The 18,628-nt window shown below is 61.5% G+C and carries 20 protein-coding genes and 1 tRNA gene; 9 read left to right on the top strand and 12 right to left on the bottom strand.

The window, feature by feature from the left end; genetic code table 11:
• Window positions 1-35 precede the first annotated feature (35 nt).
• Window positions 36-743: an arginyltransferase gene (locus tag BJQ17_RS22465; RefSeq protein ID WP_003251215.1), complete on the bottom strand. Its 708-nt coding sequence runs from the start codon at window positions 741-743 to the stop codon at window positions 36-38.
• A 56-nt stretch (window positions 744-799) separates the two neighbouring features.
• Window positions 800-1,480 carry a leucyl/phenylalanyl-tRNA--protein transferase gene (gene aat / locus BJQ17_RS22460; RefSeq protein ID WP_003251213.1) on the bottom strand — a complete coding sequence of 227 codons (681 nt, stop codon included), beginning with the start codon at window positions 1,478-1,480 and terminating at the stop codon, window positions 800-802.
• Between the two features lie 409 nt (window positions 1,481-1,889).
• On the opposite strand from aat, the gene BJQ17_RS22455 reads away from it, so the two are divergent.
• The 6 genes from BJQ17_RS22455 to cysG all read left to right on the top strand — a co-directional run bounded on the left by BJQ17_RS22455 (window position 1,890) and on the right by cysG (window position 9,486).
• Complete coding sequence (locus tag BJQ17_RS22455) at window positions 1,890-4,388, top strand: DNA translocase FtsK (protein WP_167398634.1); 2,499 nt, start codon at window positions 1,890-1,892, stop codon at window positions 4,386-4,388.
• A gap of 62 nt (window positions 4,389-4,450) precedes the next feature.
• On the top strand, window positions 4,451-5,074 hold the full coding sequence (gene lolA / locus BJQ17_RS22450) for an outer membrane lipoprotein chaperone LolA (protein WP_017148218.1): 624 nt from the start codon (window positions 4,451-4,453) through the stop codon (window positions 5,072-5,074).
• A gap of 12 nt (window positions 5,075-5,086) precedes the next feature.
• Window positions 5,087-6,412, top strand: a complete 1,326-nt coding sequence (locus BJQ17_RS22445) for a replication-associated recombination protein A (protein ID WP_003251207.1) — start codon at window positions 5,087-5,089, stop codon at window positions 6,410-6,412.
• Window positions 6,409-6,783, top strand: coding sequence for a fluoride efflux transporter CrcB (gene crcB / locus BJQ17_RS22440; protein ID WP_003251205.1), 375 nt, complete (start codon window positions 6,409-6,411; stop codon window positions 6,781-6,783). The genes BJQ17_RS22445 and crcB overlap by 4 nt, the downstream gene beginning before the upstream one ends.
• Window positions 6,784-6,813: 30 nt before the next feature.
• Window positions 6,814-8,094, top strand: a complete 1,281-nt coding sequence (gene serS / locus BJQ17_RS22435) for a serine--tRNA ligase (protein WP_003251204.1) — start codon at window positions 6,814-6,816, stop codon at window positions 8,092-8,094.
• The gene (gene cysG, locus BJQ17_RS22430) at window positions 8,095-9,486 is read left to right on the top strand and encodes a siroheme synthase CysG (RefSeq protein WP_003251202.1); all 1,392 of its coding nucleotides are present in this window, start codon (window positions 8,095-8,097) and stop codon (window positions 9,484-9,486) included. It begins immediately after the preceding gene.
• A 105-nt stretch (window positions 9,487-9,591) separates the two neighbouring features.
• Here cysG and BJQ17_RS22425 read toward each other — a convergent pair whose 3' ends face one another.
• The 7 genes from BJQ17_RS22425 to BJQ17_RS22395 all read right to left on the bottom strand — a co-directional run bounded on the left by BJQ17_RS22425 (window position 9,592) and on the right by BJQ17_RS22395 (window position 14,500).
• Window positions 9,592-10,551 carry a glutathione S-transferase family protein gene (locus BJQ17_RS22425; RefSeq protein ID WP_070096673.1) on the bottom strand — a complete coding sequence of 320 codons (960 nt, stop codon included), beginning with the start codon at window positions 10,549-10,551 and terminating at the stop codon, window positions 9,592-9,594.
• A gap of 94 nt (window positions 10,552-10,645) precedes the next feature.
• Window positions 10,646-11,647 carry a glycosyl transferase family protein gene (locus BJQ17_RS22420; protein ID WP_070096672.1) on the bottom strand — a complete coding sequence of 334 codons (1,002 nt, stop codon included), beginning with the start codon at window positions 11,645-11,647 and terminating at the stop codon, window positions 10,646-10,648.
• Window positions 11,644-11,979, bottom strand: coding sequence for a TusE/DsrC/DsvC family sulfur relay protein (locus tag BJQ17_RS22415; RefSeq protein ID WP_003251195.1), 336 nt, complete (start codon window positions 11,977-11,979; stop codon window positions 11,644-11,646). Before BJQ17_RS22415 ends, BJQ17_RS22420 begins: the two co-directional genes overlap by 4 nt.
• Window positions 11,976-12,272 (bottom strand): sulfurtransferase complex subunit TusB, encoded by a 297-nt coding sequence (gene tusB / locus BJQ17_RS22410; RefSeq protein ID WP_003251193.1) that lies wholly within the window; start codon window positions 12,270-12,272, stop codon window positions 11,976-11,978. Before tusB ends, BJQ17_RS22415 begins: the two co-directional genes overlap by 4 nt.
• Window positions 12,272-12,631 (bottom strand): sulfurtransferase complex subunit TusC, encoded by a 360-nt coding sequence (tusC, locus tag BJQ17_RS22405; protein ID WP_010954803.1) that lies wholly within the window; start codon window positions 12,629-12,631, stop codon window positions 12,272-12,274. The genes tusB and tusC overlap by 1 nt, the downstream gene beginning before the upstream one ends.
• 1 nt (window position 12,632) lies before the next feature.
• Complete coding sequence (tusD, locus tag BJQ17_RS22400) at window positions 12,633-13,025, bottom strand: sulfurtransferase complex subunit TusD (RefSeq protein ID WP_003251188.1); 393 nt, start codon at window positions 13,023-13,025, stop codon at window positions 12,633-12,635.
• A 95-nt stretch (window positions 13,026-13,120) separates the two neighbouring features.
• Window positions 13,121-14,500, bottom strand: coding sequence for a nucleobase:cation symporter-2 family protein (locus BJQ17_RS22395; protein ID WP_003251186.1), 1,380 nt, complete (start codon window positions 14,498-14,500; stop codon window positions 13,121-13,123).
• Here BJQ17_RS22395 and BJQ17_RS31780 point away from each other — a divergent pair.
• The gene (locus BJQ17_RS31780) at window positions 14,491-14,667 is read left to right on the top strand and encodes a hypothetical protein (RefSeq protein WP_162996115.1); all 177 of its coding nucleotides are present in this window, start codon (window positions 14,491-14,493) and stop codon (window positions 14,665-14,667) included. The two genes, BJQ17_RS22395 and BJQ17_RS31780, sit on opposite strands and share 10 nt — an antisense overlap.
• A 147-nt stretch (window positions 14,668-14,814) precedes the next feature.
• Here the strand turns inward: BJQ17_RS31780 and BJQ17_RS22390 are convergent, their stop codons facing one another.
• On the bottom strand, window positions 14,815-15,486 hold the full coding sequence (locus BJQ17_RS22390; protein WP_003251184.1) for a Bax inhibitor-1/YccA family protein: 672 nt from the start codon (window positions 15,484-15,486) through the stop codon (window positions 14,815-14,817).
• A gap of 133 nt (window positions 15,487-15,619) precedes the next feature.
• On the opposite strand from BJQ17_RS22390, the gene BJQ17_RS22385 reads away from it, so the two are divergent.
• Window positions 15,620-15,707, top strand: a tRNA-Ser gene (locus BJQ17_RS22385).
• Window positions 15,708-16,341: 634 nt separating this feature from the next.
• Window positions 16,342-17,256: an IS5 family transposase gene (locus BJQ17_RS22380; RefSeq protein WP_232732566.1), complete on the top strand. Its 915-nt coding sequence runs from the start codon at window positions 16,342-16,344 to the stop codon at window positions 17,254-17,256.
• A 170-nt stretch (window positions 17,257-17,426) separates the two neighbouring features.
• On the opposite strand, the gene BJQ17_RS22375 is transcribed toward BJQ17_RS22380, so the two are convergent.
• Together BJQ17_RS22375 and BJQ17_RS22370 are read right to left on the bottom strand one after the other, a co-directional pair.
• Complete coding sequence (locus BJQ17_RS22375; RefSeq protein WP_070096671.1) at window positions 17,427-18,032, bottom strand: thiamine pyrophosphate-dependent enzyme; 606 nt, start codon at window positions 18,030-18,032, stop codon at window positions 17,427-17,429.
• Between the two features lie 8 nt (window positions 18,033-18,040).
• Window positions 18,041-18,556, bottom strand: coding sequence for a thiamine pyrophosphate-binding protein (locus BJQ17_RS22370; RefSeq protein ID WP_070096670.1), 516 nt, complete (start codon window positions 18,554-18,556; stop codon window positions 18,041-18,043).
• Window positions 18,557-18,628: the final 72 nt, after the last annotated feature.

Genomic DNA, 18,628 nt, shown 5'->3' with positions numbered 1-18,628 from the left:
ATTATGCCGGAAAACTGCGTGTCAAGCCAATGCTTTCAGTTGAGGGTGACCCAGCGCTGGTTTATCAGCAGCTCGATAGGTCGGTACTGCGTCTTGTAGTTCATCTTCTTGCAGTTCTTGATCCAGTAGCCCAGGTAAACCGCCTCCAGGTTCTGGCGCAGCGCTTCGGTGATCTGCCAGAGAATGGCGAAACGGCCGAGGCTGCGGCGCTCCTCGTCCGGCTCGTAGAAGGTGTACACCGCTGACAGGCCATTGGGCAGCAGGTCGCACACTGCCACCGCCATCAACCGGCCTTCCAGGCGAAATTCGTAGAACCAGCAGAACGGCAGGTCGCGTACCAGGAAGGTGGAAAACTGATCGCGGCTGGGCGGGTACATGTCGCCATCGGCGTGGCGCGTTTCGATATAGCGCCGGTACAGCTCGAAGTACTCTTCCTTGAACGCCGGGCGCGCTGCGGTTACGGTCAGGTCGGCGTTACGTTTGAGTATGCGACGCTGCTGGCGGTTGGGGATGAAACGCGCCGCCGGGATGCGCGCCGGCACGCAGGCGTTGCAGTTCTGGCAGTGTGGGCGGTACAGGTGGTCGCCACTGCGGCGAAAGCCCATTTCCGACAAATCGGCGTACACGTGCACGTCCATCGGCTGGCTGGGGTCGAGGAACAGCGTGGTCGCCTGCTCCTCCGGCAGGTAGCTGCAGGAGTGGGGCTGAGTGGCATAGAACTTCAACCGCGCCAACTCTGTCATGATCAACCCCTTCGGTGAGACTTTGTTTTAAGTGTAAGCCAGCTACGGGAACTCGCCTAGGCAACCCATGAAGCACTGTTGGGTTGGTCAAGGTGGCGTGCCAGGTAGCTGGCGAACTCGGCACGGCTGATGGCGTGGGCGCCCAGGCTGTGCAGGTGGTTGGTCGGCATCTGGCAGTCGATAAGCACGAAGCCGGCGTCTCGCAGGTGGTTGACCAAGGTCACGAAGCCGACCTTGGAGGCGTTGTCGGCGCGGCTGAACATCGATTCGCCAAAGAACAGCTGGCCCATGGCGAGGCCGTACAGGCCCCCGACCAGTTCGCCGTCCTGGCGAACTTCGACCGAATGGGCGATGCCGCGGCGGTGCAGCTCGCAGTAGGCGTTGCGCATGGTGTCGGTGATCCAGGTGCCGTCAGCGTAGTCGCGAGGCGCGGCGCAGGCGGCGATCACGGCCGGGAAGTCGGTGTCGAAGCTGACCTGGTAGCGGCCTTGGCGCATCAGCTTGGCCAGCGAGCGTGACACATGCAACTGGTCGGGCAACAACACCGTGCGCGGGTCGGGTGACCACCACAGGATCGGTTGGCCGTCCTGGTACCACGGGAAGCAGCCATGGCGATACGCCTGCACCAGGCGCTCGGGGCTCAGGTCACCGCCGGCGGCCAGTAGGCCGTTGGGGTCGTGCAGCGCCTTTTCCAGGGGCGGGAAGGTCAGCGAGTCGCGGGTCAGCCAGGTGAGCATGGTCTATCGTGCGGTGGGGGAGGGGAGAGGGCAGCATGGCTTGGGTCAAAAGCGGGGTCAATCTCTTTGGGTGCCTCAAAGCCAGCGCCGTAACCTGCACAAGCTACCCCCTACAGGGAGGTGAGGCCGTTTTGCGGCAATTCAGGGCAATTTCCTACACATTCATCAAACCGCAGGCACCATCCGCTACATTTGCTGTCACACCTGTGCAAAAACACAGCATAAGCCTTTGTCACAAAAGAAAATGCATGCTCAAATTGCAGCTATATGAATTCGCCCCCCGGCCAAACCCCCCATACGGCGTGCCGCCATGGCGGCTGGCGGGCAGTAATGTTAAAAGTAGTGGTTCGTTGGTCGCGCAGCGGCCGATCACTATTGGACGCGCACCACGCGCAGGAATAGACGCGTTTTGAAGAAATCCACCGCAACTCCAGCTCCATTGCCTGTGCCACTGTGGCGGCAGCAGCTGCATTATCGCCTCAAGGAAGGTGCGTTGATCGCTGTCGGCGCGCTGTGCCTGTACCTGTGGATGGCGCTGCTGACCTACGATACGTCGGACCCGGGCTTCAGCCACACCAGCAACGTCGACCAGGTGCAGAATGCGGCCGGGCGTGCCGGTGCCTACTTCGCCGACATCCTGTTCATGGTGCTGGGTTACTTCGCCTATATTTTCCCGCTGCTGCTGGCGGTCAAGACCTGGCAGATTTTCCGCGAACGCCACCAGCCGTGGGATTGGAGCGGCTGGCTGTTCTCCTGGCGGCTGATTGGTCTGGTGTTCCTGGTGCTGTCGGGGGCAGCGCTGGCGCATATCCACTTCCACCCGCCCGCCAGCCTGCCGTTCTCCGCCGGTGGTGCACTGGGCGAAAGCCTGGGCGACCTGGCGCGCAACCTGCTGAACGTGCAGGGCAGCACGCTGATGTTCATTGCCCTGTTCCTGTTCGGCCTGACCGTCTTCACCGACCTGTCGTGGTTCAAGGTGATGGACCTGACCGGCAAGATCACCCTCGACCTGTTCGAACTGGTGCAAGGGGCTGCCACCCGCTGGTGGGAAGCGCGCAACGAGCGCAAGCGCCTTGAGGCACAGCTGCGCGAGGACGAACCGGTGTTCAAGGCCGCGCCGATGGCTGCCGAGAAGCGCGAGCCGGCCAAACCGTCACTGCGCGAGCGCATCCTCAAGCGTGAAGAGCCACCCGCTCAGCCGGTCGAGCCACGTGAGCCAACCCTTGCACGCGAACCGATTGTGCCACCACGTGAAACGGCGCCTGAGGCATTGGCGCCGCGTGAAACCGTGGTGCCCCGCCAGCAGCACGCAGCGCCCACCATTGTGCCGCCGTCAGCCGCCAAGGCGCCGGAGCCGAGCAAGCGGGCGATGAAGGAAAAGCAGGCGCCGCTGTTCGTCGACAGCGCCGTGGAAGGCACCTTGCCCTCGATTTCCATCCTCGACCCGGCCGAACAGAAAAAGATCGAGTATTCGCCAGAGTCCCTGGCCGGCGTCGGTCAGCTGCTGGAAATCAAGCTCAAGGAATTTGGTGTGGAAGTGGCGGTGGACTCGATCCACCCCGGCCCGGTAATTACCCGTTACGAAATCCAGCCGGCCGCCGGCGTGAAGGTCAGCCGCATCGCCAACCTGGCCAAGGACCTGGCGCGTTCGCTGGCCGTGACCAGTGTGCGAGTGGTCGAGGTCATCCCTGGCAAGACCACGGTAGGTATCGAGATACCCAACGAAAACCGCCAGATGGTGCGCTTCTCCGAAGTGCTGGCCACGCCGCAGTACGACGAGCAGAAATCGCCCGTCACGCTGGCGCTGGGCCACGACATTGGCGGCAAGCCGGTGATCACTGACCTGGCCAAGATGCCGCACCTGTTGGTGGCCGGTACTACCGGCTCCGGTAAGTCGGTGGGTGTGAACGCGATGATTTTGTCGATCCTGTTCAAGTCCAGCCCGGAAGACGCGCGGCTGATCATGATCGACCCGAAAATGCTTGAACTGTCGATCTACGAAGGCATCCCGCACTTACTGTGCCCGGTGGTCACCGACATGAAGGACGCCGCCAACGCCCTGCGCTGGAGCGTGGCCGAGATGGAGCGGCGCTACAAACTGATGGCGGCCATGGGCGTGCGTAACCTGGCCGGTTTCAACCGCAAGATCAAGGACGCCCAGGAAGCTGGCGAAATCATCCATGACCCGCTGTATCGCCGTGAGAGCATGGACGATGAGCCACCTGCGCTGAAAACCTTGCCGACCATCGTGGTGGTGGTGGACGAATTCGCCGACATGATGATGATCGTCGGCAAGAAGGTCGAAGAGCTGATCGCCCGTATCGCGCAGAAGGCACGGGCGGCCGGTATTCACCTGATCCTCGCCACCCAGCGCCCGTCGGTGGACGTGATCACCGGCCTGATCAAGGCCAACATCCCGACCCGTATGGCGTTCCAGGTGTCGAGCAAGATCGACTCGCGTACCATCATCGACCAGGGCGGTGCCGAACAGCTGCTGGGCCATGGCGACATGCTGTACATGCCGCCGGGCACCAGCCTGCCGATCCGGGTGCACGGCGCATTCGTGTCCGACGACGAAGTGCACCGCACGGTCGAGGCGTGGAAGCTGCGTGGCGCCCCGGACTACAACGACGACATCCTCAACGGCGTCGAAGAAGCCGGTAGCGGCTTTGATGGCGGCGGCGGTGGCGAGGGTGACGATGCCGAAACCGACGCCCTGTATGATGAAGCGGTGCAATTCGTGCTTGAGAGCCGTCGCGCCTCCATTTCTGCCGTGCAACGCAAGCTGAAGATCGGCTACAACCGTGCCGCGCGCATGATCGAGTCGATGGAGATGGCCGGCGTTGTCACCCCGATGAACAGCAACGGCTCGCGGGAAGTGATAGCCCCGGGCGGCCCGCGCGACTGATGAACACCCTGCCGGGCGCCAACGGTGGCGCCCGGCCTTTTCAACGCTCAATGAGGATTCCCATGCGCGCGATTCGCATGCTGTTGGTTTCTGCCCTTACCCTGGGCTCGGTTACTGCTTATGCCGGTGAGCAAGACGTACAACGCCTGACCCAGTTGCTGGAAAAGTCGCAGACCATCGAGGCCAACTTCTCCCAGCTGACCCTGGGCGCCGATGGCACCAGCCTGCAGGAAACCTCGGGCAAGATGACGGTCAAGCGCCCGGGCCTGTTCTACTGGCACACCGATGCACCGCAGGAGCAGGTGGTGGTGTCGGACGGCAAGAACGTCACCCTGTGGGACCCGGACCTGGAACAGGTCACCATCAAGAAGCTCGACGTGCGCCTGAACCAGACCCCGGCGCTGCTGCTGTCGGGGGATGTGTCGAAGATCAGCCAAAGCTTCGACATCGCCTCGAAGGAGCAGGGTGAAGTGATGGACTTCACCCTCAAGCCAAAGACCAAGGACACCCTGTTCGACTCGCTGCGCGTGTCGTTCCGCAAAGGCCTGATCAATGACATGCAGCTGATCGACAGCGTCGGCCAGCGCACCAATATCCTGTTCAATGGCGTCAAGGCCAACCAGGCGGTGCCGGACAGCAAGTTCAAGTTCGACATCCCCAAGGGCGCGGACGTGATCAAGGAGTAACCAGAGCTCGCCATGGACCTGTTTCGAAGCGAACCTGTCGCCCAGCCCCTGGCCGCCCGTCTGCGCCCGTCCAGCCTGGATGAGTACGTCGGCCAGGAGCACCTGCTGGCGCGCGGTAAACCGCTGCGCGAAGCGCTGGAACAAGGTGCGCTGCACTCGATGATCTTCTGGGGGCCGCCTGGGGTCGGCAAGACCACGCTGGCGCGGTTGCTGGCGCAGTTCTGCGATGCGCACTTCGAAACGGTGTCGGCGGTGCTGGCCGGGGTGAAAGAGATCCGCCAGGCGGTGGAGGTGGCCAAACAGCAGGCTGGCCAATATGGCCGTCGCACCATCCTGTTCGTTGACGAGGTGCACCGCTTCAACAAGTCGCAGCAGGACGCCTTTTTGCCCTATGTAGAGGACGGCACCCTGCTGTTCATCGGTGCCACCACCGAAAACCCGTCGTTCGAGCTGAACAACGCGCTGCTGTCGCGGGCGCGGGTGTATGTGCTCAAGAGCCTGGACGAAGCGGCCTTGCGCAAGCTGGTCAACCGTGCGCTGACGGAAGCGCGTGGCCTGGGCAAGCGCAACCTGCGGGTGGGCGACGACGCCTTCAAGATGCTGATGGCCGCCGCCGACGGCGATGGCCGGCGCATGCTCAACTTCCTTGAGAACGCCTCGGACCTGGCTGAAGACGGCAGCGAGATCGACGTCGAGATGCTACAGAGCCTGCTGGGTGACAGTCGCCGTCGCTTCGACAAAGGCGGCGAGGCGTTTTACGACCAGATATCCGCACTGCACAAGTCGGTGCGCGGCTCCAACCCCGATGGCGCCCTGTACTGGTTTGCACGCATGCTCGACGGCGGCTGCGATCCGTTGTACATCGCCCGCCGCGTGGTGCGCATGGCCAGCGAGGACATCGGCAACGCCGACCCGCGTGCGCTTAGCCTGTGCCTGGCAGCCTGGGATGTGCAGGAGCGCCTTGGCAGCCCCGAGGGCGAGTTGGCGGTGGCACAGGCCATCACCTACCTGGCCTGCGCACCCAAGAGCAACGCGGTGTACGTGGGGTTCAAGACCGCCCTGCGCGAAGCGGCCGAGCATGGTTCGCTGGAGGTGCCGTTGCACCTGCGCAATGCCCCGACCAAGCTGATGAAGCAGTTGGGCTATGGCGACGAGTACCGCTATGCCCACGATGAACCTGATGCCTACGCCGCCGGTGAGGATTACTTCCCCGACGAGCTGGAACCGCGCCAGTACTATCAGCCGGTGCCCCGTGGCCTGGAACTGAAAATTGGCGAGAAGCTGCGCCATCTGGCCGACCTCGACCGCAACAGCCCCCGCCAGCGGAGAAAACCGTGATTGCACTCATCGCCGCAGTCAGCGCGGGTGGTATTGCCGGCACCTTGTTGCGCTTTGCTACCACCAACTGGGTAGCGGCCCACTGGCCACGGCACTTCTATGCCGGTACGCTGGCGGTCAACCTGGTTGGCTGTCTGCTGATCGGCTTGCTCTATGGCTTGTTCTTGCACAAGCCGCTGGCGCCGGTCGAACTGCGCGCCGGCCTGATTGTCGGCTTCCTCGGGGGCCTGACGACCTTTTCCTCCTTCTCGCTCGATACCGTGCGCCTGATGGAAAGCGGGCAAGTGCCCCTTGCCTTGGGCTATACCAGTATCAGCGTAGTGGGCGGGCTGCTCGCAACCTGGGCTGGCCTGTCCCTGACCCGATTCTGAACCAACACCTACACATAACGAGAGAACGATATGCTCGATTCCAAACTGTTACGCGGCCAACTTCAGGAAGTGGCGGATCGCCTGGCCTCCCGTGGCTTCAGCCTGGATGTCGCGCGCATCGAATCACTGGAAGAGCGCCGCAAGGCGGTGCAGACCCGCACCGAACAGCTGCAGGCTGAGCGTAACGCCCGTTCCAAGTCCATCGGCCAGGCCAAGGCCAAGGGTGAAGACATCGCCCCGCTGATGGCGGACGTCGAGCGCATGGCCAACGAACTGGCTGCCGGCAAGGCTGAGCTGGACGCCATTCAGGCCGAGCTGGATAGCATCTTGCTGACCATTCCCAACCTGCCGGACGCCAGCGTGCCGGTCGGCGCCAGTGAAGACGACAACGTCGAAGTGCGCCGTTGGGGCACGCCGAAGGCGTTCGACTTCGAAATCAAGGACCATGTGGCCCTCGGTGAAATCAGCGGTGGCCTGGACTTCGAAGCGGCTGCCAAGCTGTCCGGTGCCCGTTTTGCTGTGCTGCGTGGTCCGGTTGCCCGTCTGCACCGCGCCCTGGCGCAGTTCATGATCAACCTGCACACCGGCGAACATGGCTACGAGGAACACTACACCCCGTACATGGTGCAGGCGCCGGCGCTGCAGGGCACTGGCCAGTTGCCGAAGTTCGAGGAAGACCTGTTCAAGATCACCCGCGAAGGTGAGGCAGACTTCTACCTGATCCCGACCGCCGAAGTGTCGCTGACCAACCTGGTGGCGGGTGAAATCCTCGACGCCAAGCAGCTGCCGCTCAAACTGGTTGCCCACACCCCTTGCTTCCGCAGCGAAGCTGGCGCTTCTGGCCGTGACACCCGCGGCATGATCCGCCAGCACCAGTTCGACAAAGTCGAGATGGTGCAGGTGGTAGAGCCGTCCAAGTCGATGGAAGCCCTGGAAGGCCTGACCGCCAACGCCGAGCGCGTGCTGCAGTTGCTTGAGCTGCCATACCGCGTGCTGGCCCTGTGCACTGGCGACATGGGCTTTGGTGCGGTGAAAACCTACGACCTGGAAGTGTGGGTGCCGAGCCAGGACAAGTACCGCGAAATCAGCTCGTGCTCCAACTGTGGTGACTTCCAGGCGCGCCGCATGCAGGCTCGCTGGCGCAACCCGGAAACCGGCAAGCCAGAGCTGGTGCACACGCTCAACGGCTCCGGTCTGGCCGTAGGCCGTACCCTGGTTGCTGTGCTGGAAAACTACCAGCAGGCCGACGGTTCGATCCTGGTGCCGGAAGTGCTGAAGCCTTACATGGGCGGCGTCGAGGTCATCCGCTAAATGGATTACCTGCCGCTGTTCCACAAGCTGCAGGGCGGCCGCGTGCTGGTCGTCGGTGGCGGTGAGATCGCCTTGCGCAAGGCACGCCTGCTGGCCGATGCCGGCGGTGTGCTGCGCGTGGTGGCGCCGGACGTCGACGGCCAGTTGGCGGCGTTGGCCCGGGAAGGTGGCGGTGAGGTGCTGGTGCGTGGCTATCAGGCAGCCGACCTGGTCGGTTGCCGGTTGGTGATCGCGGCGACCGACGACCCTGGGCTGAATGCCCAGGTGTCGGCTGATGCGCAGGCGCTTAGCGTGCCGGTCAATGTGGTGGATGCGCCGGCCCTGTGCACGGTGATCTTCCCGGCGATCGTAGACCGCTCGCCGCTGGTTATTGCTGTTTCCAGCGGCGGTGACGCCCCGGTACTGGCACGCCTGATTCGCGCCAAGCTCGAGGCATGGATCCCTTCGGCCTATGGTGAACTGGCCGGGCTGGCGGCACGCTTCCGGCACAAGGTCAAATCCCTGTACCCGGACGTCAACCAGCGTCGTGGCTTCTGGGAAACCGTGTTCCAGGGGCCGATCGCCGAGCGTCAGCTGGCCGGGCAGGGCGCGGAAGCCGAACGTCTGTTGCAGGCGATGGTAGACGGCGCACCGGTGCAGCAGGGCGGTGAGGTGTACTTGGTTGGTGCCGGCCCGGGTGATCCGGACTTGCTGACCTTCCGTGCCTTGCGCCTGATGCAGCAGGCCGACGTGGTGCTGTACGACCGCCTGGTCGCACCCGCCATCATCGATATGTGTCGCCGTGATGCCGAGCGTATCTATGTAGGCAAGCGCCGCGCTGATCATTCAGTGCCGCAGGACCAGATCAACCGCCTGTTGGTCGATCTGGCTCGGCAGGGTAAGCGGGTGCTGCGCCTGAAGGGTGGCGACCCGTTCATCTTCGGCCGGGGCGGCGAAGAGATCGAAGAGCTGGCCGAGCATGGCATTCCGTTCCAGGTGGTGCCGGGCATTACTGCTGCCAGCGGTTGCTCGGCGTATGGCGGCATTCCGCTGACTCACCGCGACTATGCCCAGTCGGTGCGCTTCGTCACCGGGCACCTCAAGGATGGCACCAGCAACCTGCCGTGGAATGACCTGGTTGCGCCGGCGCAGACCTTGGTGTTCTACATGGGGTTGGTGGGCTTGCCGACCATCTGTGCCGAGCTGATTCGCCACGGGCGTGCCGCGAGTACCCCGGCGGCGTTGGTGCAGCAGGGGACCACGCGTAATCAGCGCGTGTTCACCGGCACCTTGGCGGACTTGCCAGACCTGGTGGCCCAGCACGAGGTGCATGCGCCGACCCTGGTGATTGTGGGGGAGGTGGTGCAGTTGCGTGACAAGCTGGCCTGGTTCGAAGGTTCGCAGAACAGCTGAAATCGTGGGGGCCGCTTTGTGGCCCATCGCACATGCCCCAGGCATTGCAAGACCCTTGTGTGTGGGCCTTGTGTCGCGATGGGCTGCAAAGCAGCCCCGGCTTTCTCAAGCCTGCCAAATCCCTTTGCCCACCAACCGCTCTCGATCATGCGGCAAGCCAAAGTCCTGCAAAGGCCCTTTAGGCACGATCCCGTTCGGGTTGATGGTCTTGTGGCTCATGTAATAGTGCTTCTGGATATGCTCCATGTTCACCGTACCCGCCACCCCAGGCCACTGGTACAGCTCACGCAGCCAGTTTGACAGGTTGTGGTAGTCGCTCAGGCGGCGCAGGTTGCACTTGAAGTGCCCGTGGTACACGGCATCGAAGCGCACCAGTGTAGTGAACAGGCGTACATCAGCCTCGGTCAGGTACTCACCCGCCAGGTAGCGATTGCGGCCTAGCAAGGCTTCCAGGTAATCCAGCTCGTTGAACACGTCGTCGAAGGCAGCCTCGTAAGCGTCTTGCGTGGTAGCAAAGCCTGCGCGGTACACGCCGTTGTTCACCGCGGGGTAGATACGCGCGTTCAGTGCTTCGATGGTCGGGCGCAGCGGTGCGGGGTAAAGGTCCAGGGTATTGCCAGTCAGCTCGTTGAACGCGCTGTTGAATATGCGGATGATTTCTGCCGACTCATTGTTGACGATGCGCTTCTCTTTCTTGTCCCACAGCACAGGCACCGTCACGCGCCCAGTGTAGTGCGGGTCATCCTGGGTGTAGCGCTGGTGCAGGTACTGCAGGGCGTCGAGGTGGTCCCCGCTGGAGCCTTGCTGCTGATCGAAGGTCCAGCCATGGTCCTGCATCAGCCAGCTGACCACCGACACGTCGATCAACGGCTCCAGGCCTTTCAGCGCGCGAAAGATCAGGGTGCGGTGGGCCCACGGGCAGGCCAGCGACACATACAGGTGGTAGCGGCCGGTCTCGGGGGCGGGCAGCTGATTGCGGCGCTGGGCATTCTCACGCTTGAACGTGCCATCCTTGCCGTTTTCATACCACTGGTCGTGCCAGCGGCCGTCGATCAATAGGCCCATTGTGAGCTCCTGAAACAAAGTTGTTTGTCGTTGGAGCCCAGTCTAGGCCAAATCGTTCGAAGAAATAGCGCAAAGATCGGGGTTCTATTATCGGCTAAATCGATTTATTTCGAGTGTCCCAGTAGCCTTGCGCTGTTACAAACGCCTGCTCGCGGTGCTGTCCCAAACCACGCAGGGCCAGCGCCATGGTCGCAATCAGGGCCTTCTCGCCATAACTGTCTTCCACTTCGCCACGCCAGAACGCCAGCAAGTGTTCTGCCTGCAGGCTGGGCGGCTTGACATGGCGACGTTCGCTCAGCGCTGGCCACTCTTCATCCCACGCCTCACCCGCCGTGGTGCCGTAGAGATGGCTGATGACATCGGGATTGACCTCGATTTCGCCGCCATCACCCTTGATCACCACGGCATGGTCGCCCAGCAAGCGGCTGGCCTCGCGGTGCACGGCCTGGTAACCGGGGTGAAAGATGCTCTGCAATCCACAGCGAGCGCCCAGCGGGTTGAGCACTCGCGCCAGCGAGTGGATGGGCGAGCGCAGGCCCAGGGTGTTGCGCAGGTCGATCATGCGTTGCAGCTGCGGCGCCCAGTCGTGCAGCGGGAAGAATGCCAGCTGGTGCTGGTCCAGCGCGTTGCCGACGGCGGCCCAGTCGCGGCACAGCGGAATCTGCAGCGGGTTGAGCAGTTGCTCTGTGTACATACGCCCGGCAGTGTGTGCGCCACCGCCGTGCATCAGGATGCGCACGCCATTGTTGGCCAGGCACTTGGCGGCCAGCAGGTACCAGGGCAGGTGACGCTTCTTGCCGGCGTACGTGGGCCAGTCCAGGTCAACGGCGATGCGCGGCGCCTGCAGGTGGGCGCGCAAGGCCTCGGTGAAGCCGGCCAGCTCTTCGGCGCTTTCTTCCTTGTGCCGCAGCAGCATGAGGAAGGCACCGAGCTGGGTGTCTTCAACCTTGCCTTCCAGCAGCAGGGTCATGGCTGCACGGGCCTCCTCGCGGGTCAGGCCACGCGCGCCGCGCTTGCCTTTGCCGAGAATGCGCACGAATTCGGCGAACGGGTGTTCGGCGGGGGTTTCCAGAGTGAGCGGACGAGGTTCAGTCATATGCAGTTGGTCGGCTTGGGCAGGCCCGCCAGCTTGGCGGCAAGTTTGGCGGGGGTGCCGTTGAACAGGCGGTTAAGGTGCGGGCTGTTGCCCTTTTCAGGGCCCAGCTTGAGGGCTGTGTACTTGATCAGCGGGCGGGTGGCCGGAGAAAGCTGGTATTCCTGGTAGAACTGACGGAGCAGTTCGAGGATTTCCCAGTGGTCCGCCGTCAACGGGATACCCTCGCGCTTGGCCAAAGCCTCGGCGGCGTCGTGGGACCAGTCTTGCAGGTCGACCAGGAAGCCATCCTTGTCCAGGGCGATCGCCTGATCGCCAACGGTGAGCGTATTCATAGCCAGCTGTTGACCTTGTCGTATTGCAGCGACAGTTCGACGAACCCGGCGTAGTCCACGGCCTTTGCCAGGTCGTTGCCGACCGCGCGGGCCTGTACATCCTCGTCCAGGGCGAACAGGCGCTGGGCCAGGCCGGCGGCTTGCAGATGGCCATGCGGCTCGCTGCCGCTGCGCAGGGCATACACGGCATCGCCGCACAGCAGCAGGGCATCTTCGGCACCGAGCAGGCGCAGGCAACTGGCCAGGCGCTCGTCGCCAAACGGGGAATGGGCAATTACATGCAGGGTCTTCATCAGAGCGTTATCACCTGGTCGAAACGGGCTATCAGCGCGGTCAGCGCTGCGTCATCGAGCACTTGCACCGGCAGCGCCAGGGTCTCGGCTGCCAGGCCGCGGCGGGCCAGGCTGTGGTTGCAGGCGAACAGTTCTTCGACACCGAACATCGGCAGCGCCTGCAGGTTGGCGGCCAGGTTCTTCTGTTGCACGGCGGCGGGTTGCTGGTCCGGCGCGAGCTGGAACACACCATCGTCGAGGAACAGCATGCCCAACGGCAGGTCGAACGCGCCGCCGGCCAGGGCGATGTCCAGCGCCTCGCGGGCAGAGGGGCCATTCCACGGTGCCTGACGGCTGATGATCAACAAAGACTTGGCCATATCAGTCGCCTCCGAAGCAGACAAGACGATCGGCCACTTGCGCGGCCTCGTGCAGTTGGCCCAGCCCCGACAGTTCCCAGGGCTTGGGCAGGTTCACGGCCGGGCGCTGGTAGCGGTTGGCCTCGGCTTCGTCGAGCACGCCACGGCGCAGGGCGGCGGCGATACACACCACGGCGTCCAGCTGATGGGTCTGTATGAACGTGCGCCACTGGCCAGCCACGTCCAGTTCGTCCTGGGGGGCGACGACGTTGGCCGAGGCACTGTGCACCCCGTCCTGATAGAAGAACAGTCTGGCAATCTCATGCCCGCCGGCCAGCACCGCCTCGGCGAAGCGCAGGGCGCGTCGCGAAGAGGGCGCATGGGCCGGGGAGAACACCGCGATAGCGAATTTCATGGCTAACTCATGCAAAGGAATGGTGCCATGATAAAGCAAAAAAGCCCGCACCCGCTTGTGCAAGCGGGCGCGGGCTTTTCATTCAAACGCCAGGTTCAAGCCTGCTCCTTGCCCTCCGGCAAGAACCAGTTCAGCACCAGCGCACAAATCCCCCCGGTAGCCACGCCCGACTCCAGCACGTTGCGAATCGCCGCCGGCATGTGCGCCAGGAATTCCGGCACCTGCGCCACGCCCAGCCCCAGCGCCAACGACACCGCAATAATCAGCAGCGCCCGACGGTCCAGCCGGGTGCTGGCCAGAATATTGATACCCGACGCCGCAACCGCGCCAAACATGACCATCGCCGCGCCGCCCAGCACCGGCTCCGGCACGGCCTGAATCACCCCGGCAACACTCGGGAACAGACCCAGCAACACCAGCATTACGGCAATCCACATACCGATATGACGGCTGGCAATACCGGTCAGCTGAATCACCCCGTTGTTCTGGGCAAAGATCGAGCTAGGGAAGGTGTTGAACAGACCGGCCAGCAGCGAGTTGGCGCCGTTGACCAGCACGCCCCCCTTGATCCGCTGCATCCACACCGGCCCTTCGACCGGCTGGCGCGACACCTTGCTGGTGGCGGTAACGTCACCGATGGCTTCCAGCGAAGTGACCAGGTAGATCACCAGCATCGGAATGAACAGCGCCCACGAGAAGCCCAGGCCAAAGTGCAGCGGTGTCGGCACCTGGAACAGCGCGGCCTCGTGCATGCCGGTAAAGTCCAGGCGGCCCAGGAAACCGGCCAGCGCATAGCCGACCGCGAGGGCGATGACGATGGCGCAGCTGCGCATCCACACCACCGGGATACGGTTGAGAACGACGATGATCGCCAGTACCACGCCCGACATCAGCAGGTTTTCGCCATTGGCAAAGGTGCCATTGGCCATGGCACCAAAGCCGCCTCCCATGCTGATCAGGCCGACCTTGATCAGTGTCAGGCCGATCATCAACACCACGATGCCAGTCACCAGCGGGGTGATCAGGCGTTTGACGAAGGGCAGGATGCGCGACACGCCCATCTCGACGAACGAGCCTGCGATTACTACGCCAAAAATGGCTGCCATTACGCCCTCGACCGGCGTGCCTTGCTTGACCATCAGCGCACCACCGGCAATCAGCGGGCCGACGAAGTTGAAGCTGGTGCCCTGAACGATCAGCAGCCCCGCGCCAAATGGGCCGAAGCGTTTGCACTGGACGAAGGTGGCGATACCCGAGATCACCAGCGACATCGAAACGATCAGATTGGTATCACGTGCAGATACGCCCAGCGCCTGGCAGATCAGCAGGCCAGGGGTGACGATAGGTACGATGATCGCCAGCAGGTGCTGCAGGGCTGCCAACAGGCCGATCAACAGCCGTGGCTTGTCCTCCAGACCAAGCACCAGTTCATTGGCAGGCGCCGCTGCGCCTGGGCTGTGTTCGTGTGAGCTCATTGCTGAAAGCCGCCCCGGAAGAAAAAAGGAGCGCATTCTACGGGGTGATGAAAGATAGCGGTAGAGAAAAGCAGGATGGCGGCATGATCGGCGACCATTTGCCTGGTTATCTGACTTTTTGGTCAGTTATTGTGATTGCAGGAATAGTTGGCTCGAAACTGATGTAGGAGCGAGCTTGCTCGCGATGCGCTGCGCGGGCGCCGCTCGATCTATCAGGCGCTGAACCTCTTCCGACGAACATCCCGCAGCCCGCCCCATTTCCAGCGCCTACAAAAAAGCCCGCCTAAGCGGGCTTCTTGCGGCACAGCAATCAATCAGTCATCACGACCCATGATGCCAAACAACTGCAGCAGGCTGACAAACAGGTTGTAGATCGACACATACAGGCTGATGGTCGCCATGATGTAGTTACGCTCGCCGCCATGAATGATCGCGCTGGTCTGGAACAGGATGCAGACCGACGAGAACAGCACGAAGCCAGCGCTGATTGCCAGTTGCAGGCCGCTGATCTGGAAGAAGAAGCTGGCAACGACAGCACCCAGCAGAACGAAGAAACCTGCAGTGATGAAGCCGCTGAGGAAGCTCATGTCCTTGCGGGTGATCAGCACGTAGGCCGACAGACCACCAAATACCAGCGCAGTCATGGCGAACGCGGAGCTCACTACCTCGGCGCCACCGGCCATGCCCAGGTAACGGTTGAGGATCGGGCCGAGGATGAAGCCCATGAAGCCGGTAAGCGCGAAGGTGGACACCAGGCCCCAGGCCGAATCACGCAGTTTGTTGGTAAGGAAGAACAGCCCGTAGAAGCCGATCAGCACCACGAACACGTTCGGGTAGCCGACGCGCATCTGCTGGGCAACGAAAGCCATGACACCGCTGAAGGCGAGAGTAAGCGCCAGCAGGCTGTACGTGTTGCGCAGGACCTTGCTGATCTCCTGCTGCTCGACCTGCTGGCCGTGGTGGACGGCGTAATCCTGTTCGCGCATGGCGACACTCCTTGGTAAACCTGTGGTTTCGGACGTTCAGATGCTAGGAGTCTACCATTGCTACTGCAACCCGCGACACAGAGAGTTTGACAGCGTGTTTCATTAAGGTATTATGGCGGCCGCAAAACGAGCTGGAAGCGTGGCCGAGTGGTTTAAGGCAACGGTCTTGAAAACCGTCGATGGGCAACTATCCTAGAGTTCGAATCTCTACGCTTCCGCCACTAATTCTCATTAAAGCCCTGATTTATCAGGGCTTTTTTGTGCCTGCTCGTTTCTAGCCCATACCCTAGCCCATACTTTGGGCGCTGGCTTTCAGTGCGCCTTGTTGGAATTTTCTGCCGAACGGCCTCTCACTTTTAAGCTTTGGGGCCTTGATGCGATGTGCTGGCTGCCGTTGGGTTTATCGTACTCTACAGACCACCGGTGCCAGATGGCCTTCCACTGTCGTTGTCTTGCTTGGCCTTCGAGTGTTACCACCTGGTTTGGCGTTCGCTTGAATACATTTCGTACAGAGCCTAGAGCGAATACGTTTTAACTGCGGGGCGACACGTGTGCTCCCGCCCCCCCTGCAGCGGCAAGCACACCAAGTAGTACATGAGCCACACCCGTAGAGGCTGGACTATAGGTAACAGGCGCGTGCGACCTGTTCCTGGTCAATCTCTACGTAACGAAATACTTCCTCATCTCATTGCTTCCTTAGGGATTCTCCGATCAAGTCAGCACAGGCCATCTGACCTGTGCTGAAATAGCCCTCCGTCCAACTGCCCTCTACAAGCCCGCCATCCCATGAGCCAGATGAGCTTTTCCGATTTCGAGTACGCCGGTAAGCGCAAGTAAACCCGTCGCGAGCGTTTCCTGGCCGAGATGGAACAGGTGGTGCCGTGGAGCGGGTTGGTGGCGTTGATCGAGCCGCATTACCCTAAGGCTGGCGGTGGCCGCAAGCCGTATCCACTGGAAACCATGCTGCGCATTCACCTGTTGCAGAACTGGTTCTCGTTGAGTGATCCAGCCATGGAAGAGGCGCTGTACGAGATTACTTCGATGCGCCAGTTTGCTCGTCTGACGCTCAGCGCTCCGATCCCCGAAGACACGACGATCATGAACTTCCGGCACCTGCTGGAGAAGCATCAGTTGGCGGCGGGCATTTTGGAAGCCATAAACAATTATCTGGGAGACAAGGGCCTGTCGTTGCGCCAGGGCACCATTGTCGACGTTACTATCATCCACGCACCCAGTTCGACCAAGAACAAGGAAGGCAAACGCGATCCTGAAATGCACCAGACGAAGAAAGGCAACCAGTACATCTTCGGCATGAAAGCGCATATCGGAGCCGACGCAGAATCGGGCCTGGTACATCATGTCCATGGCACAGCCGCCAACGTGGCTGACGTGACGGAAGTTGCCCATCTGTTGCACGGTGGCGAGAACGTTGTCTGTGCTGACGCCGGTTACACCGGCGTAGAGAAACGGCCTGAGCACGACGGTCGGCAAGTGATCTGGCAGATCGCTGCGCGACGCAGCACCTACAAGCATTTGAGCAAACGCAGTGCGCTGTACAAGGCCAGGCGCAAGATCGAGAAGGCCAAAGCCCAGGTACGTGCGAAGGTCGAACATCCGTTTCGGGTGATCAAGCGTCAGTTCGGTTATGTGAAGACCCGCTTCCGTGGCCTGGCCAAGAATACGGCACAATTGACCACACTGTTCGCGCTGTCGAATCTGTGGATGGTGCGCCGGCAATTATTGCCTGCTGCGGGAGAGGTGCGCCCGTGAGGGCAGAAAACCAAGGCTATGCCTTGGTTTTCCAATAATCAGCGGCTGAAAATCGGGGTTTTCGGCATCTCCAAGCCGTCCATTTGCGGCTGGTGGGTAACTTGATCGGAGAATCCTTAAACGGCGAACGCTCCCCTCAGCGGATGCTAAGAGGAGCCTTGTTTTAGGAATCAGCGGTGAGCGTCATCGCCCAGCACAGCTGTTCTGAAACGGCTGCGCAGGTAAGGCCCGTCACGCGGAGGCAGGGCAGTTGGCTCCGGATCAGTGGTCACTTTAATCACCACCAGGACGGGGCCATTGTGCTGGTAAAGGGTGTCCAGCGAGGCATCGAGTTCTTCGTCGGTTCGAACGATCAGGCTGGCCTCGATGCCGGCTGCTTTAGCGATTGCGCTGATGTTCACGCCCTTGCCCGCGTGAGCCGGTTGCATACCCGTCTCAGCGTAGTGCTCATTGTCGATGACGACGATGGTCAGGTTCTTAGGATTCTGGCATGCCACTGTCGCGAGTGAGCCCAGTCCCATCATCATTTCGCCATCGCCTACAAAGACGAAGGTGCGACGAGTCGGCTGCGAGAGAGCTAGGCCGAGTCCGAACATTGCAGCGCCACCCATGGCACCCCAGAGGTAGAAGTTCTGTGGGCAATCACCCGCCGCCGCCACATCGAAGGTTGGGTTGCCCAAGCTGGTAATGGCAAAGGAGTCTTTGCGATTGTTCAGGATCTTGGCAACCACTTGCCGGCGACGGAGCGTCGGTTTGATATCGTTCGAGTAGGTCATGACTTCTCTCACTTGTTAAAGTTTTTAGTTCCGATCACACGCTGCGCGATCAACACTGCAACCATGCGGCCAGTTTGATAGGCAAAGCGGGCACCAGCAGTGATGTTGGGATGAACTTCTTCTGGAGAGTCGGCGCGATACACATGGACACCAGAGTCCTCGAGTACGGCTTGAGTCGATTTTCCCATGGCCACCTGCCAAGGATTGAACTCACCCCATTCACCACGCATGGTGACGATCATGAATAGAGGCATACGAGTCTCATGCTGAAGAGAAAGCATGTTGATGCAGTTGCCTACACCGCTTGATTGAATTAACAGGACGCCACGTTGGCCACCGATCCAGGCACCGCCCAGTTGTGCAATACCTTCTTCTTCGGTTGTCAGGGAAACCGAATGAATTTCAGGATCCTCATCGCACATGCGAATCAGTTTGGCGTGGCCTGCATCTGGTACATACGCAACTTGCTTAACGCCAAGCGCTTTAAACTCCGAGAATATTTGTTCTGGCCAATTGATGCTCATGGTGTACTCCACGTTTTATTTAATGGTTGCCTACGCGAAAGCAGGCAGCTTAGACAGTCCAGTAATCAAAAA

Origin of the sequence: Pseudomonas sp. NBRC 111139, assembly GCF_001753955.1 — a bacterium.
Lineage (GTDB): Bacteria > Pseudomonadota > Gammaproteobacteria > Pseudomonadales > Pseudomonadaceae > Aquipseudomonas > Aquipseudomonas alloputida.
The sequence above is the reverse complement of the archived record's forward strand: the minus strand, read 5'-3'. Positions and strand labels throughout refer to the sequence as shown.